This window comes from Streptomyces sp. NPDC102462, assembly GCF_044765425.1.
Taxonomy (GTDB): Bacteria; Actinomycetota; Actinomycetes; order Streptomycetales; family Streptomycetaceae; genus Streptomyces.
This window is the reverse complement of record NZ_JBIWKB010000015.1, coordinates 1-16,107: the sequence shown is the minus strand read 5'-3', so window position 1 is coordinate 16,107 and position 16,107 is coordinate 1. Positions and strand designations below refer to the sequence as shown.

Genomic DNA, 16,107 nt, shown 5'->3' with positions numbered 1-16,107 from the left:
AAAGCCCCCGTGGGCGTGCGCTGTCTGTGGGCCGGGACGAGCGGGATCCGTCGCGGGGCCGGTTGAGGGGGGCGGGGTTTCGGGGAGGGGGTGGGTCAGGGGGCGGGGGAGAGTCGATAGGCGCCCTGGTGGGTGACGACGCGGCCGGCGGTGGGCGGTGCGAAGTGGGTGCCCAGCACGAGCGTGCCGGTGTCGGCGAGGGAGCCGAGCAGGGTGCGGCGTGAGACCTCGGACTGCCGCGGGTCGATGTCGACGCAGGCGCCGATGGCGGGGTGGGCGAACTGGACGGGATGGTGGATGGAGTCGCCGGTGATCAGCGCCGTCTCCCCCTGGCTGGTGAGTGCGACGGCGACATGGCCGGGGGTGTGACCGGGCGTGGGGAGCAGGCGCAGCCCCGGGACGACGTCGACACCTTCGGCGGGGACATCGACGAGGTCGAGCAGTCCCGCCCGCTCGACCGGGATCACGGAGTCGCGGAACATCTGCCGGCGCGCCTCGTCCATGGCGAATCCCGCCCAGAACTCCCTCTCGGTGCGGGAGGTGAGGTAGCGGGCGCGGGGGAAGGTGGGAACCCACTCGCCGTTCACCTCCCGTGTGTTCCAGCCGACGTGGTCGGTGTGCAGATGGGTGAGGATCACCAGGTCGACCGAGTCCGGGGGGAATCCGGCGGAGCCGAGCCGCTGAAGGTAGTCGGTGTTCAGGTTGTGCCAGGCGGGGTTGGCCCGCTCCTTGCCGTTGCCGATGCCGGTGTCGACGACGACGCGCAGCCCGCCGACGGTGAACGCGAAGCTGTGGCTGTCGATGTGCAGCAGGCCCTCGTCGTCGGCGAAGTGGGGGCGCAGCCAGTCCTGTCCGGCGACGAGAGCGGGGGTGGCGCCGGGCAGCAGCCACGGTCCGGTGGCCGGTGGCAGGAGGGCCTCGTCGATGCGGTGGACGGTGATGTCGCCCACGGTCCAGGACGGGACGGTGGGCGGGGCGGTGGCGGATGGAGTGCTCATGAGGGGTGTCTCCCGCGGTCGTCACGGACGGTCAAGCTAAAAGCAACACGTTTGCTTTAAGTCACCGTAGGCCCTACGGTCTACTAACGCAAACACTTAGCTTTTGACGCTTGGGTTTGCTCCGCCGCTCCGATCCCGAGGGAGAGAACGCCGATGTCCGCCGCAGAACTCACTCCGCCCGAAGCGGCCCGCTGGGCCGCACGCGCCGGGCTCCCGCTGCCCGCCGACCGCCACTGCGCGGTCGCGGCCGCCGCCCGTCACATCCACTCCGTCGTCGCGGTCCTGCGGGAGCTGGACTTCGGGGACACCCCGCCCGCCCCCGCCTACCGCGCGGAAGAGGAGAAGCACGTTGCAGCCGTATGAACTGTCCCTGGCCGCGGCGGCCGACGCGATCCGGGCGCGGCGGCTGTCACCCGTCGAACTGGCGGACTCCGTCCTGGAGCGCGTCGCGCAGGTGGAGCCGCGCCTTCAGGCGTACGCCACCGTCACCGCCGAGCGCGCCCGCCGGGCCGCGCGTGAAGCCGAACACGACATCGCGGCCGGCCGCTACCGCGGTCCGCTGCACGGCATCCCCATGGCCCTGAAGGACCTGATCGACGTCGCGGGCACGGCGACATCGGCCGGCTCCCGGGTCAGGGCCGGCCACCGGGCGCGGACCGACAGCACCGTCACCGCGCGCCTGTCGGCGGCCGGAGCCGTCCTCGTCGGCAAGACCCACACCCATGAGTTCGCCTACGGGCTGACCACCCCGCAGACCCACAACGCCTGGGATCCGGACCGGATCGCAGGCGGCTCCAGCGGCGGGTCCGCAGTCGCCGTCGCCGCGGGCACCGCCACCTTCACCCTGGGCACCGACACCGGCGGATCCATCAGGGTGCCCAGCGCGCTCAACGGTGTGGTCGGCCTCAAGCCGACGTACGGCCTCGTCCCCCGCCACGGCGTCACGTCCCTGTCCTGGTCGCTGGACCACGTCGGCCCGATCACCCGCACCGTCGACGACGCGGCCCTGGTCCTGACCGCCCTGGCCGGACCCGACCCGCGCGACCCCGCCTCCCTGACCACACCCACCAGGGACTACCGGCCGGCGCCGGGCACGGACCTGAGGGGGCTGCGCATCGGTGTGCCGCGCACCTACTACTTCGACCACGTCGACACCGGGATCGAAGCCGCCGTCCGGCGCGCCATCGACCAGCTCCAGGCCATCGGCGCACGCCTCGTCGAGGTCGAGATCCCCATGACGCGCTACATCCAGGCCACCCAGTGGGGCCTGATGGTGCCGGAGGCCACCGCCTACCACCAGGGCACCCTGCGCACGGTCCCCGAGCTCTACCAGGCCGACGTCCGCATCCTCCTTGAGGCCGGGGAGCTGATGTCCGCCGGCGACTACCTGCGCGCCCAGCGCTCCCGCACCCTCATGCGGCAGGAGTGGGCCCGCATGATGCGGGACGTCGACGTGATCGCCGCCCCCACCGTCCCGGCGACCGCCGTCGAGGCCGGGCAGGAGACGATCACCTGGGCCGACGGCACCGTCGAAGGCGTCTCCGACGCCTATGTGCGCCTGTCGTCCCCCGCCAACATCACCGGAATACCGTCCCTGTCGGTACCGGTCGGCCATGATGCGGCGGGCCTGCCGATCGGCATGCAACTCCTCGGACGACCCCTCGGCGAGAGCACACTCCTGCGGGTCGGGCACGCCTACGAACAGACCCAGCCCGCCCGCCGGATCGCGCACGCGGCGTGTGCGGTGACGACAATGGCGGCGACGCAGCGGTAGACCGGGCGACGGGTGCCGGCACCGCGGGCCTTAGACGCAATGATTTTGCTTTAAGGTGGTGTGCCATGAGCAGGCAGATGGTGCGCCCCGGCGGGCGCAGCGCCCGGGTCCAGGCATCGGTGCACGCCGCCGTGCGCGAACTCGCCGCGGAGGTGGGCCGGGACGCGCTGACCGTACCGATGGTCGCCCAACGCGCCGGCGTGACACCGTCGACGATCTACCGCCGCTGGGGCGATCTTCAGGAACTGCTGTCGGACGTGGCGGTCGAGCATCTGCGGCCCGAGACCGCGCCCGGGGACCACGGCGGCCTGGACCGCGACCTGACGGCCTGGGCCGAGCAGTTCCTCGACGAGATGGCCTCCCCCGCCGGACGCGCCTACATCCGCGACGCCCTGCTCGGCGACCCGGACGGCTGCAACGCCGGCCAGTGCTCCGCCTACGCCGCCGAACAGATCGACGTCATCCTCGCCCGCGCGGCCCGGCGCGGGGAGGAGACACCCGGCGTCGAGACGGTCATCGACCGCGTCGTCTCCCCTCTGATGTACCGCATCCTCTTCCGCCCGCACGGACTCGACGCCGCGTACGCCCGCCGGCTCGTCGCCCAAGCCCTCGGCCCGAACGGCCGGTGACCCGGAGCGACCGCGCATCGACTGAGGTCAGGGACTCGCTGTCGCCCTGGGACGCGGCGAAGACGTCACTTCGATTCCAGTCGGCCCAGCGGGTGGGCGTCACCGGTGAGCGCGGCCCGTGCCGCCTCCCAGCCGGTGTGGTCGATGCCGGCGATGTGCCGCAGGTAGGCGAGGGTGACCCGCCGGACGAGGGCGACGCGCTCGGGGTTCTCGTCGGTGGTTTCCGCCGCCTCGTAGCCGGCGATGCCGCCGAGGGAGTGCTGGCCGCCATGGACCGTCAACAGGCTCTTGCCGCCGCCGCTGAGGGTGTACGGGTCGGTCGTCCAGGACGGTCCCCGGGTGGAGAGCGGAAGCTCGTCCTTGTCACCGGCGACGACGAGCCCGGGTGCGGTGATGTGCGAGAAGTCCTGGTCGCGCAGCCAGGGAGCGTTCTCGTGGGCGAAGGGCGTCAGTTCGTCGCCGCCCCTGCCGGCGGTGGCCAGCTGGACACTGGCCATGACCCGGGGGTCGGACATGTCCTGCGCGACACCGGTCTGCGGGTCCATGACGCGCAGACCCACGAGGATGCCCGCGGTCTGGCCGCCGAAGGAGTGTCCGGCCGCGACGACGCGACGGTGGTCCACCCGCCCGGCCAGGCCGGGCACCGAGGCCTCCAGCGTGTCGAGTTCGTCGAGGATGCGCTTCATGTCCTGGACGCGGTAGCGCCACAACTGGGGCTTTCGAAGGTCGTCCGCGGCCAGGTGCAGCCTCCTGGAGTCGAGGTGGGTCGCCTGGATGACCACGAAGCCGTGGGAGGCCCAGTGATCCACCAGCGGCGCATAGCCGTCCAGGTGGGAGCCGAAGCCGTGCGCGAACAGCACGATCGGCAGATCGGTGCCGGTGACCGGCGCGGAGACGCGTACGTGCAGGTCCTCGCCGCGCTCCGGTGCGGGCAGTATGACCGGCTTGACCGAGATGATCGGGGTGGGCTCGGGCTCGCTGAGGTCGATCGCCCTGTAGGTGCTCATACGTGTGCTTCTTTCAGGTGTGGCGGGCATATCCGAATCAGGCCGCTCTGAGGCCGACGCGACGGCCGTGATGGCGCACGTCCGTTACGCTAAAACCTCACGTTGACGTGAGAGGCAAGGCGTGGCGCGTACGTCATCAGGGAGAGCACATGCGCATCGGGGAACTCGCCGCCCGGACCGGCGTCAGTGTCCGGGCCCTGCGCTACTACGAGGAGCAGGACCTGCTCGTCGCCGAGCGCAGCACCAGCGGCCAGCGCCACTACCCCGAGAGCGCGATCGACCAGGTGCGGCTCATCCAGCAGCTCTACGCCGCCGGGCTGTCCAGCAGGACCATCGTGGAACTCATGCCGTACGTCGTCGACGGCCAGGCCACTCCCGCCCTGCTCAAGCGGTTGGCGGCGGAGCGCGAGCAGGCCGACCGGCGCATCAGCGAGCTGACCCGTACCCGGGACCGGCTGGACTCGATCATCACCGCCGCCACCGGCAGCATGCTCACCGGCGCTTCCTGCCGGCGGGAAACCACCGCCTAGCAACACCGGTCGGCCGGAGCAGTGACGCCGTGTGGGGCCCGGCCCGCCGGCCGGGCCCCACACGGGTGGTCGGCGTCAGTCGTCGCCGTTGAGCATGGCCGCGGTCAGGATGTTGCCGGCGACACCCCAGCCGCCGTCGGCGACCTCGTCGACGAGCACGACGGTGGTGGGGCGGCCCCGCTCACCGTAGATCTCCGCGTACAGGTCGGTGGTGCGCTCGACGATCTTCTTCTTGTCCTCGGCGGTGATGGTGCCCGCGGGGACCTTGAAGTGGGCGAAAGGCATGGGTTTCTCCTTCGAGTGGGTTTCTTGCGCGGGTTCGGGGGCCGGCCGGTGCTGGCGTGGTCAGCTCACACCATGCCTCCGTTGGCCCGCAGGATCTGGCCGTTGACCCAGTGCCCCTCGGGGCTGGTGAGGAAAGCGACCACGTCGGCGATGTCCTCCGGGGTGCCCAGCCGCTCCAGCGGCGGGGTCTTGGCGAGCCGGTCGATCTGCTCGGGCGTCTTGCCGTCGAGGAACAGGTCCGTGGCCGTGGGGCCGGGCGCGACGGTGTTCACGGTGATGTCCCGCCCGCGCATCTCGCGGGCGAGGATCAGTGTCATCGCCTCGACGGCGCCCTTGCTCGCCGCGTACGCGCCGTACGCGGGGAACTGGGTGCCGACCACGGAGCTGGAAAACCCCACGAAGGAGCCGCCCGCACGCAGGCGCCGGGCCGCCTGCTGGGCGACGACGAAGGTGCCGCGGACATTGGTGCGGTGCACGGCGTCGAGCACGGCGAGGTCGAGTTCGGCGATGGGCGACAGGGCGAGCAGGCCGGCGGAGTGCACGACGACGTCCACGCCGCCGAACTCCTGCTCCGCCCGGTCGAACACCGCGGCGACCGCGTTCTCGTCCGCCACGTCCGCCTGTACACGGATCGCCCGCCCGCCGGAAGCGGTGATCGCGGTCACCGTCTCCTCGGCGGCAGCCGTGTCGTGGGCGTAGCACACCACGACGGCCAGGCCGTCCTGGGCGAGCCTGCCGGACACCGACCGGCCGATGCCGCGTGATCCTCCGGTGACGACGGCGACCCGCGCTGCCGCCGGTCCATCAGCCCGGGCTGGGTGGTTCTCAGTCATGTCCTCCACGATGCGCGGGACTGACCAGCGCAACCAGGGGATGTCATCCCCTGGGTCAATGGCCCTGGCCGCGCACACAATGGAGGGCATGAGGTCTGTGAAACACACCGAGCTGGGGGCTTTCCTGCGTTCGCGGCGTGAACGCATCCGCCCGGCCGACGTCGGGCTGCCGACCGGGCCCCGGCGCCGGGTGCCCGGGCTGCGCCGCGACGAGGTCGCCCAGCTCGCCGGGGCATCGGTGGACTACTACAACGAGTTGGAGCGCGGAGCGGGGTCCCAGCCGTCCGAGCAGATGCTCGCCGCGCTGGCGAGGGCCCTGCGGCTGAGCGCCGACGAACGCGACTACCTCTACCATCTGGCGGACCGCCCGGTGCCCGTGCAGGGTGGGGCGGCCTCGCATGTGCACCCCGGCATGCTCGATCTCCTCGATCGTCTGGCCACGACACCGGCGCAGATCATCACCGACCTGCATGTCACTCTCGTGCAGAACCCGGTAGCGGTGGCCCTGCTCGGGGACCACTCGGGTTTCCGCGGGGCCCGGGCCAGCTTCGTCCACCGGTGGTTCACGGAGCCCGACGCCCGGCGTCTGTACCCCGAAGCCGATCACGAAGCCCAGTCGCGTGCCTTCGTCGCGGATCTGCGGGCCGCCGCCGCGCGCAGGGCCGCGAAGGACACCGAAGCCACCTCGATGATTCATGCGCTGCTCGGCGCCTCCGCCGAGTTCGCCACGCTGTGGGCCGACCACGACGTCGCGTTCCGACGGGACGACCGCAAGCGCCTCAACCACCCGGCGCTCGGTCTGATCGAGGTCAACTGCCTCACTCTGTTCAGCGAGGACGGGCGGCAGCGCCTGTTGTGGTTCACTCCCGCAGCCGGTACGGACAGTTCCGGCCTGCTCGACCTGCTCGCGGTCATCGGCACCCAGGAGATGCCTATTCGTCATGCACAGGAAAGGTGACGCTCTTTATGGGTGACCCTGTTCACCGATGAATGAGCGGATAAGTGAACATAGAAATACGTTTCTCGCGTCGGTTTCTTGCGATCGTGCGGTCGGTGCTCACGGTCGCGTTCATCGCCGCCGGAGCGTCGCTGCCGCCTCCGGTGCAGGCGGCAGCCGTGAGCGCGGCCGATCCGACCGGGTGCGAGACGGTCGACGAACTCTCGGGATATCTCCCGTTGTACGAGCTGAACGTCCCGCGGGCGGCGTACTGGCGGGGCGGTGCCGGTGTTCCCTACGCGGTGAACAGGTCCGTCGGACCGGACAACAAGCCGAGCACGTCGTATCTGGACCGGGTCGCGTACTGCCTGGATACCGTGACGGCCGCGGGCGAACATGAATGGGCCTACGCCTCGTTCGACGCCTTCACCAACAACCCCCGCCTGCTGGGCGTACCGAGCACCACGACCGCGCGGCGGGTGACCGGCCTGACGACGTGGGGCAGCAATGTGAAGCACGTCGAGCGGGCCGACGGCGGGTACATCGAGTTCTGGCCCGGCACCTACCGCGCGACCGCCTCGCCGTCGGTTCCCACCGGCGACAGCACCGCCTACGACTTCTCCGACACGTCGAGGGGTAACGGTTCGGGGTACGGGTCGATGCAGGTGCACAACACCGCCGACCGGGAGACGGTGCTGGCTCTCAACGGATGGAGCCACAGCCGCGGCCGGTACCTGGACATCGGCACGGGCAACCAGAAGACCGGGCACCCGGACTGGACGTTCTCCCAGTCGGGCCGGAGGCTGTCCTCGGCCACGCTGAAGGTGTACGTCAAGCCGGCCGCGCCGAACGCGACCCGGTGCGAGCAGACGGTTGGCGAGCTGGCCGACTACCGGCTGTTGTACGACGCTGAGATTCCCCGGACCGCGGCGGCCTGGGCCCATGGTGTGCCGTACACGGTGGACAATTCGGCGTCGATCCGGGCCCCGATCTCCCGTGTCGCCTACTGCCTGGACGGCATGTACGGCCCCACCCCGGCATGGGCCTACGCTTCCATGAACACCTGGACTCAGGATCCGAAGGCATTGGGCGTGCCGATGTCCGCGACGGTCCGGCGCACCGTCGCCGATCTGACCGTACGGGGATCCGCGGTGCGTCCGTCCGACCACAGCACCGGATACCTGGAGCTGTGGCCGAACCGGTACGGCCCCGGGCTGCCGCCTTCCGCACCGTCCGGTGGCAGTGCCACCAAGTGGGACATCGTCGACACCCCTCGCCCGGCCACCGGGCAGATTCCGGGTGCGGGCGGCTACGGGTCGTTCCAGGTACATGACCTGACGCACCGGCAGACCGTACTCGCGGTCAACGGCTGGGCACACACACCGCAGACACGCGTGTCCGCAGGTGTCGGTACCGCCCCCGTCGGCCAGCCGGACTGGACCTTCGCCGAGAACGCGGGCAGGTGGACGGCACCGCATCTGCGGGTGTATGTGAAACCGGCCGGTGTGGACATCGTCACGGGGCCGACGAACGCACAGCTGTACCCCCGGGACCGGGCCACGAACACGGCGGCGGTCGCGGTGCGCAGCCATGTCACCGACCCGGACGTCACCGCCCTGCACATGAACGTCTACCGTGCGGGCGCGCTCGTCTCCACGCAGCGGGTGCAGGCCGAGGAATGGTGCACGATGAGCGCCCTGATCACCGCGGAGCGGGCCTCCTACACGGTCGAGGTGTGGGCGCAGCGGCCGTCGGGCACAACGCTCGTCCGCCGCGCCACCGACATCGTCGCCGGTGACGTGTACGTCATCGAGGGCCAGTCCAACGCGGTGGCCGCGGGCGCCGGGTATGCCGGTACCGCCAGCTCGACGGACCAGTCGCCCTGGGTGCGCACCTTCGGGTACGACAGCGAGGATCCGGCGCGTTCCGTCCTCGACCGGAACTGGTACCGGGCCACCGGGGAGGGCTCCGAAGGGACCCACACCTCGGTGCGCGGTGCGATCGGTCAGCTCGGGATGCGGCTGGGGCAGGACCTGGCCGACCAGACCGGTGTTCCGGTGGCGATCCTCAACGGCGCGCACGGCGGAAAGCCGTCGACCTTCTTCCAGCGCTCCGACAACGCGCCCACCGACCCGGCCACGAACTACGGCCGGCTGCTCGGCAGGGTCGTCGACGGCGGCCTGGCCGGTGCGGTGCGGGCTGTCATCTGGTACCAGGGCGAGGCGGACAACGGCCAGAACGGCAGACCGACGGCGGCGCGGCACAACGCGAACGTGCGGTCCCTCCTCGCCGACTGGCGGACCGACTTCACCGGCCTCGAACATGTCTACGTCGTCCAGATCCGCAAGCACTGCGGGGCGGTCCGCAGCGCCGCCGTCCAGGAGGTGCAGCGCCGACTCGCCACTGTCGCGGGCACGTCGGTGATGACGACCATGGGGCTGGACGGCCACGACGGCTGCCACTACACCTACCGGTCCGGCTACCGTCAGCTCGCCGACTGGCTGAGTCTGGCGATCCGCCGCGACCTCCACGGCGCCCGGCCGGCCACGCCGGCGGACCCGCCGAACCCGCTGCGTGCGGTCTGGGAGGACCCGGCGCACAACAGGATCCGGATCGACCTCACGGATGCCACGCAGACGCTTCGCTGCGATGCCGGAAGCAAGGCCGACTTCACCCTGAACGGCACGACCGTGAAGGTGGCGGACGTCGGCTGCGGTACCGGCCGGGTGAGCCTCGCCCTGACGGGCCGGGTCACCGGTCCGGTGAGCCTCACCTACGCCGGCCACCCCGGCCGGGCCACCGCCTCGGCGACGCCGGCCACCGCGTGGCTCGTCAACGCTTCGGGGATGGGGCTGCTGGCCTTCGACCGGCTCCCGATCGGCTGACGAGGAGTTCCCGGGCCACCTCGACATCGGTGATCAGGATGTTGATCCACTTGCCGCGTACCGCACCGCGGATCGCGGCCGCCTTGCCGATGCCACCGGCGACGCCGATACGTCGTTCCACTGTGCGGAGCTGGTCCGGCTCGATGCCGATGAGCCGGTCGTTGAACGGCGCGTCGACGGGGTTTCCGGCGCTGTCGAAGTACCGGGCGCAGACGTCGCCCACGGCGCCCAGTTCCTCAAGTCGTGCCTGGTCCTCGGGCGTGATGGCGTTGCCCGAACGGCGCAGCAGGGGTGACGGTTCGAGCGTGCCGATGCCGAGCAGCGCCAGCGTCAGCCGGGACCAGGCCCTCATGGTCTCGGCCATGGCGGGCTCCCGCGACAGCAGGTCGCGCAGTTCCCTGCTGCCGACCAGTGCGGCGGACGGGGCGAACACCGGCCGGGCGCCGGTCAGTTCGGCGAGCCGGCTGGTGAGCCGGGTGGCGTGCAGCTGTACTTCCGGGCTGCCGGACCCGCCGATGATCTGGACGACTTCCTGAGCCACGGAGGACGTCTTGGCGCGCATGACGTTCACCGACTCCAGGAGGGTGGCGCTCCACGAAGAGATACCGATGACATCGCCGCCGGTAAGGGTGGCGTCGAGGTAGGTGGCCGTGGCCGCGGCGAGGGCGGGGATCACGTCGAAACCCGAACCCTCCACCTCCACGACGACGGCGTCGCGCAGTCCGAACCGTTCGACCAGCGCGTCTTCGAGCTCGGCGTGCACGCCTTCGGGGGGCACGACGACGGTGCGCACCACGCCGCGGTCGACGGCTTCCTTCAGGAGGCGGGAGATCCTGGGCTGCGACATGTTGAGGCGGGCCGCGATCTCGGGTTGCCGGATGCCGCGCTCGTGATACATACGGGCCACCTTGACCAGGAGCCGTACGTGATCGGGGCTCGGAGTGGTCGCTGCCGCCGGCACCCTGCCTCCATCCTTCGTGGTCCCGGGGTCGGGCACAGGTACGTACCTGACCTCGCTGACATGCTATCGGGCCCCGGCTCCACCGCGTCCGCCCGGCGGAACACCGCGCCCGCGCCGGCCCGGGTGTGCTCTCGCGGTGCCGGTCCGTGCGGCCGTTCAGCGTTCGTCGGCTCCGGTGACCCGCCGTACCAGGTCCGTCCAGGTGTGCCGCAGACGTGCGGTGCCGGCCTGCCGCTCCTTGCGCAGGTGGTCCATGGTCTCCAGGTCCGTGAAGGCCAGCATGGCGTGGGCGAGCATGTCGTGGTCGCCCACCACCCCCGCCTCCCGCAGAAGCGATGCGACGTGCCGGTGGAAGGCCTGTCCGTAGTGCGAGGTCTTTCGGCGTTCGACGGGGATCTGGCGTGCCAGCGCGGGGCCCAGGTCCGTGTCGTCGGCGAGGCGTTCGATCAGGGCACAGCCGAACGCCGTCAGCCGGTGTGCCGCCGGTGCTCCCGGTCCCAGCGGAGGGGGGCCGCAGGAGTACGCCTCGTGGAACTCGGCCTCGACATCGCCCAGCAGGGCCAGCAGGAGCCCGGTGCGGTCGCCGAACCGGCGGAAGAGCGTGCCCTTTCCGACCCCGGCCGCCTGTGCGACCTCGTGCATCGTCACATGCTCGGCTCCCCGCTCGGCCACCAGGCAGGCAGCCGCCGCCAGCAGCCGGGCCCGGTTGCGGGCGGCATCCGCCCGCTCCCCGGTGGGATCGTCCGGCGTGGGCGTCATCGAGCGCTCCGATAGCCGCTGCCGGGCATCGCTCTCCTCGGGTACGTCCATGGCGTCGGGCGGCCGCCGCTCCACCGGGGCATCGGGCAGACCTCCCGGTGGGCGGCGTCACCTGCGTGATCGTGACCGATTGCCAAGGGTAGCGACGCCGTCGGGCGCCGGCGCCCGTCCCCGGCCCGAGCCGGCCTCGGCCCATGGTCCTAGGCCGCCGTCCTCAGGCGGTGGCTTCGTCGAGGAGTTCCAGTACGTGTCGGTAGGGGCGGCCGGTGGCACGGGTCATGCCCATCTCACAGGTGCGGTTGCAGGAGGCGTACGCGTCGTACGTTCCGGCGGTGATCTCGGCGGCCTGGGCGGCGGTGGCGGCAGCCGTGACCTCCGGGTGGAGCAGACCGCGGTCGCCGGCGAACGCGCAGCAGCCCCAGGTGTCGGGGACGGTGACCTCGTCGCTGACGGCCGCCGCCAGGGTGCGCAACGCGCCCTCGCTGCCCAGGTGCACGGTGGAGCAGGTGGGGTGCAGGGCGAGGGTGCGCAGCCGGCGGGGTCGGGGCAGGGCGGGAAGCAGGTGTTCGGCGGCGAAGACGACGCTGTCGACGAACGTCAGCGACGCGAAACGGGCGCGGTCGGACTCCGGGAGGGCGTCGGGCAGTTGCTCCAGGCCGTGGGTGCAGGAGGAGGCGTCGCAGACCACGGGGAGCCGGCCGTGGTCGCTCGCCTCCCACAGTGCCTGAAGGGTGCGGGCGGCCATGGTCCGGTGTCCGGTGGTGTAGCCCTTGGACTGCCAGGGGGTGCCGCAGCACAGTCCGGCCAGTTCACCGGGCACGGTGACGGCGACGCCTGCCCGTTCACACAGCCGCAGGAACGCCGTCGCCGAGCCCGCCGTCCCGCCGGGAGCGGCCTCGGGGGCGAAGACGCTGCCGATGCAGGCGGCGAAGAACACCGCGTGGGGCGCGGCCGGGCGCCGGGGCGCGGGACGGGCCGGGCCGCCGCGGGGGATGTCGTCCGCCCAGGCGGGGACCAGCTCCTGCGCTCCGAGCCTGCGGGCCGCGCCGGTGGCGGCGCGCAGTGCGGGGGCGGGCAGGGCGTGCGCGGTGTTCAGCACCGTGCGTACGCCGTTGACCGCGGTCGCCCAGTGCCGGGCCGCCGCGTTCCCGGCGCGTTGTGCGGCGGCGCCGTGCCGTTCGGCGCGCAGGCGTTTCATGACCGCGCCGGTGTCGATGGCGACCGGGCAGGCGGTGACGCAGAGGCTGTCGGCGGCGCAGCTGTCGACGGCCGCGTAGGTGTAGTCGGTCTCCAGGGCGCGGCGGCGTTCCTCGTCGCCGGCGGCGGTGGCCAGTGCGATCTCCCGCTGGAGCGCGATGCGCTGACGGGGCGTGGTGGTGGCGTCCGCGGTGGGGCATACGGGCTCGCAGTAGCCGCATTCGACGCAGGCGTCGAGCGCGGGATCGACCTGCGGGACGCTCTTGAGGCTGCGCAGGTGGGCGGCCGGATCGTCCTCCAGGATCACGCCCGGGTTGAGCACGCCGTGCGGGTCGCACAGCCGCTTCAGCTCCCGCATGACGTCGTACAGTTCGTCGCCGTACTGGCGGCGGACGAAGGGGGCCATGGCGCGGCCGGTGCCGTGCTCGGCCTTCAGCGTGCCGCCGGCGTCCAGGACGAGGTCGACCATGGCGTCGGTGAACCGGGCGTAGCGCTCGGTCTCCCGGGCGGAGTCGAAGTCCTGGGTGAGCATGAAGTGGAGGTTGCCGTCGCGGGCGTGCCCGAAGATCACCGCATCCTGGTAGCCGTGCCTCTCGAAGAGGGCGATCAGGCCCTCGCAGGTGCGGGTGAGCCGTTCCATCGGGACCGCGATGTCCTCAAGGAGCGCGGTGGTTCCGGGACGGCGGGCTCCCGCCACCGCGGTGTACAGGCCCTTGCGCAGGTGCCAGAGCCGGGCCCTGGTGCTCGGGTCGCGGGCGAGCGAGGTCCCGGTGACGGCGGGCAGGCGCTCCAGGACCGGCCGCGCGGCCGTCACCGTCTGCTCCAGCAGTTCGGCGTCGTCCTCGGCGAACTCGACCAGCAGGGCAGCGTGTTGCTCCACGCGCAGACCGCGCAGTTCGTCGACCGGGTGCGGGGAGTGCTGCGCCACGCGCAGTGAGGCGGCGTCGAGGAGTTCGGCGGTGCGGGCGCCGGCGGCGAGCAGGGCCGGCAGGGCGTCGGTGGCCTCCGCGAGGCCGGGCAGTACCAGCAGACCGGTGGCGGTGTGCGGCAGCAGCGGGACGGTGCGGAAGACCGCCTCCCCCACGAAGGCGAGGGTGCCCTCGCTGCCGATCATGAGGTGGGCGAGGATGTCGGCCGGATCGCTGTGGTCCAGGAACGAGTTGAGCCCGTAGCCCAGGGTGTTCTTCATCGCGAACAGCCGCTCGATGAGAGCACGGGAGGCGGCGGAGGCGCGGATGCGGTCACGCAACCGCATCAGGCCGGCGTGCAGTTCGGGCTCGCGGGCGCGCAGTGCCTCGTCGGCGTCGGGGGCCGCGGTGTCGACCACGGTGCCGGAGGGCAGCACGAACTGCAGGGATTCCATGGTGCGGTAGGCGTTGTCCTGGGTGCCGCAGTTCATGCCGCTCGAGTTGTTGGCGACCAGGCCGCCGATGGTGCAGGCGGACTCGCTGGCCGGGTCGGGGCCGATCCGGCGTCCGTACCGGGCGAGCCGCGCATTGGCCTGACGCACCGTCAGTCCTGGTTGCAGCCGGATGCGCAGGCCGTCGTCGAGGACCTGTGCGCCGCGCCAGTGACTGCGGACGTCCACGAGGATGCCGTCACCGCTCGCCTGCCCCGCCAGGCTGGTGCCGCCCGAGCGCAGGGTGAGCGGCAGCCCGGCCGCGTGCGCCCCGGCCATCAGGGCGCCCACCTCGGCCGACGACGCGGCGCGCACGACGGCGCGCGGTGTGAACAGGTACGGCGAGGCGTCGTGGGCGGCCGCGACCCTGCGCGGCACATCGGTCGTCACCCTGGACGGGTCGCTGACGCACGCGGCGAGGATCGTGGCCAGACGGGCGTCCTCCTGCGGGGCGGGCGGCGCGGGGACGGTCGGGGTGGAGGGGGTCATGGGTCCTCGATGCCGGGATCGGGATGGGGGTCAGTGCCTGATGCGCAGCAGGCGCGGCGGCTGTGCGGCGGGTTCACCCAGCCGCAGCGGCAGCAGGCCGGGGGTGATGCTACCGAGGAGGGTGGCGCGGCGGGCTCCGGTGCCCGAGGGGAACGTACCGGGCAGGCCGTTGACGGTGAGGAAGCCGAGCACGGCGAAGGCCAGGGCCTCCTTGGCGTCACAGGGCAGGCCCAGGGCGTCGCTGGGGCGGACCGGCACGCCCGGCAGTTCCTCGGTGATCATGCGCATCAGCACCGGGTTGCGGGCGCCGCCGCCGGAGACGATGAGGTCGGTGACGCCGTGCGTACGGCAGGCGTCCGCGACGGTGACGGCGGTGAGCCGGGTCAGGGTGGCCAGGACGTCGTCGGGGCGGGGCGTGGGCACGGCGTCGAGGGCCCTTTGCAGATAGGGCAGGTGGAAGTGCTCCTTGCCGGTGCTCTTGGGCGCCGGCCTGCGGTAGTAGGGGTCGTCCAGCAGGATGGCGAGCAGTTCGGGGTCGGTGTGGCCGGCGGCGGCCCTGCGGCCGTCCTCGTCGTAGGCGGCGGCGCCCGCGCTGAACTGCCGTACGGCGGCGTCGAGGAGGGCGTTCGCGGGCCCCGTGTCGAAGGCCAGCGGGTCGGCGCCGGGGGCGACGACGGTGACATTGGCGATGCCGCCCAGGTTGAGTGCGGCGGGGGTGCCGGGCAGGGTGCGCAGCAGCAGGGTGTCGGTCATGGCGACCAGTGGGGCGCCCTGGCCGCCGGCGGCGACGTCCCGGCTGCGCAGGTCGGAGACGACGGGAAGGCCGGTCGCTTCGGCGATCCAGGCCGGCTGGCCGAGTTGGAGGGTGCCGCGCACGATGCCGTCCTCCACCCAGTGGTACATGGTCTGGCCGTGCGAGACGACCAGGTCGGCGGTGCCGTCGCACAGTTCGCGCAGGGCGTCTTGGGCGGCGTCGGCGAAGGCCTGGCCGATGCCGGTGTCCAGGGCGCACACGGCCTCGGTGGTGGTGGCCGCCGGCGGGAGGGTGGCGGCGATCAGGTCCCGCAGGTCGCCGGGGTAGGGCCGGGAGAGGTGGCCGAGGGGCCGCAGGTGCAGGGCGTCGCCGTGCAGGGTGAGGTCGGCGGCGGCTGCCTCGATGGCGTCGTAGGAGGTGCCCGACATCAGGCCGATCACGCGCACGGCGTCTCCTCGCCCACGTTCCGCCGCGCGGGCGGGGTCGGCTGCGGTTGCTGCATGGCTTCTCCCCAGGGGTGCTGTCGCTTGACGGGGGTGGGGGGGGCGCGGGGCCCCCGCACCGGGTCGGCTGCGTGCCTCGTCACTCGGTGCCGACGGCCGCCGCCGCGCGGTCGGGTCCGGACCCCCCGGCGCCCCCACCGGCCACGGCGGCCTCGGGGGCGCGGTGG

Annotated in this window: 14 protein-coding genes; 6 read left to right on the top strand and 8 right to left on the bottom strand. The window is 72.1% G+C overall.

From position 1 onward, the window contains the following. Positions 1–95: 95 nt before the first annotated feature. Entirely contained in the window at positions 96–998 is a 903-nt protein-coding gene (locus ACIRFL_RS15370) for an MBL fold metallo-hydrolase (RefSeq protein ID WP_404028370.1), read from the bottom strand. A gap of 153 nt (positions 999–1,151) precedes the next feature. On the opposite strand from ACIRFL_RS15370, the gene ACIRFL_RS15365 reads away from it, so the two are divergent. The 3 genes from ACIRFL_RS15365 to ACIRFL_RS15355 all read left to right on the top strand — a co-directional run bounded on the left by ACIRFL_RS15365 (position 1,152) and on the right by ACIRFL_RS15355 (position 3,401). Continuing rightward, positions 1,152–1,361 (top strand): hypothetical protein, encoded by a 210-nt coding sequence (locus ACIRFL_RS15365; RefSeq protein WP_404028368.1) that lies wholly within the window; start codon positions 1,152–1,154, stop codon positions 1,359–1,361. Next, a complete protein-coding gene (locus ACIRFL_RS15360) occupies positions 1,348–2,772 on the top strand; it encodes an amidase (protein ID WP_404028365.1) in 1,425 nt (474 codons plus the stop codon). The genes ACIRFL_RS15365 and ACIRFL_RS15360 overlap by 14 nt, the downstream gene beginning before the upstream one ends. A gap of 65 nt (positions 2,773–2,837) precedes the next feature. Next, positions 2,838–3,401, top strand: a complete 564-nt coding sequence (locus ACIRFL_RS15355) for a TetR/AcrR family transcriptional regulator (protein ID WP_404028363.1) — start codon at positions 2,838–2,840, stop codon at positions 3,399–3,401. Between the two features lie 65 nt (positions 3,402–3,466). Here the strand turns inward: ACIRFL_RS15355 and ACIRFL_RS15350 are convergent, their stop codons facing one another. After that, a complete protein-coding gene (locus tag ACIRFL_RS15350) occupies positions 3,467–4,408 on the bottom strand; it encodes an alpha/beta hydrolase family protein (protein WP_404028361.1) in 942 nt (313 codons plus the stop codon). 149 nt (positions 4,409–4,557) lie between these two features. Here ACIRFL_RS15350 and ACIRFL_RS15345 point away from each other — a divergent pair, with 149 nt between their 5' ends. Beyond that, positions 4,558–4,938: a MerR family transcriptional regulator gene (locus tag ACIRFL_RS15345; protein ID WP_404028358.1), complete on the top strand. Its 381-nt coding sequence runs from the start codon at positions 4,558–4,560 to the stop codon at positions 4,936–4,938. A 75-nt stretch (positions 4,939–5,013) separates the two neighbouring features. Here the strand turns inward: ACIRFL_RS15345 and ACIRFL_RS15340 are convergent, their stop codons facing one another. Together ACIRFL_RS15340 and ACIRFL_RS15335 are read right to left on the bottom strand one after the other, a co-directional pair. Beyond that, positions 5,014–5,223: a 4-oxalocrotonate tautomerase family protein gene (locus ACIRFL_RS15340; RefSeq protein WP_404028355.1), complete on the bottom strand. Its 210-nt coding sequence runs from the start codon at positions 5,221–5,223 to the stop codon at positions 5,014–5,016. Between the two features lie 65 nt (positions 5,224–5,288). After that, a complete protein-coding gene (locus ACIRFL_RS15335; protein ID WP_404028352.1) occupies positions 5,289–6,056 on the bottom strand; it encodes an SDR family oxidoreductase in 768 nt (255 codons plus the stop codon). Between the two features lie 79 nt (positions 6,057–6,135). Here ACIRFL_RS15335 and ACIRFL_RS15330 point away from each other — a divergent pair, with 79 nt between their 5' ends. Together ACIRFL_RS15330 and ACIRFL_RS15325 are read left to right on the top strand one after the other, a co-directional pair. Then, positions 6,136–7,014, top strand: coding sequence for a helix-turn-helix transcriptional regulator (locus ACIRFL_RS15330; RefSeq protein WP_404028656.1), 879 nt, complete (start codon positions 6,136–6,138; stop codon positions 7,012–7,014). Positions 7,015–7,109: 95 nt separating this feature from the next. After that, entirely contained in the window at positions 7,110–9,878 is a 2,769-nt protein-coding gene (locus ACIRFL_RS15325) for a sialate O-acetylesterase (RefSeq protein ID WP_404028349.1), read from the top strand. Here ACIRFL_RS15325 and ACIRFL_RS15320 read toward each other — a convergent pair. The 4 genes from ACIRFL_RS15320 to ACIRFL_RS15305 form a co-directional block, all read right to left on the bottom strand. After that, on the bottom strand, positions 9,826–10,839 hold the full coding sequence (locus ACIRFL_RS15320) for a sugar-binding transcriptional regulator (protein WP_404028347.1): 1,014 nt from the start codon (positions 10,837–10,839) through the stop codon (positions 9,826–9,828). The two genes, ACIRFL_RS15325 and ACIRFL_RS15320, sit on opposite strands and share 53 nt — an antisense overlap. A gap of 156 nt (positions 10,840–10,995) precedes the next feature. Further along, complete coding sequence (locus tag ACIRFL_RS15315; RefSeq protein ID WP_404028655.1) at positions 10,996–11,598, bottom strand: TetR/AcrR family transcriptional regulator; 603 nt, start codon at positions 11,596–11,598, stop codon at positions 10,996–10,998. Positions 11,599–11,812: 214 nt separating this feature from the next. Continuing rightward, positions 11,813–14,683 carry an FAD-binding and (Fe-S)-binding domain-containing protein gene (locus tag ACIRFL_RS15310; RefSeq protein WP_404028345.1) on the bottom strand — a complete coding sequence of 957 codons (2,871 nt, stop codon included), beginning with the start codon at positions 14,681–14,683 and terminating at the stop codon, positions 11,813–11,815. Between the two features lie 30 nt (positions 14,684–14,713). Beyond that, entirely contained in the window at positions 14,714–15,883 is a 1,170-nt protein-coding gene (locus ACIRFL_RS15305; protein ID WP_404028342.1) for an anhydro-N-acetylmuramic acid kinase, read from the bottom strand. Positions 15,884–16,107 lie beyond the last annotated feature (224 nt).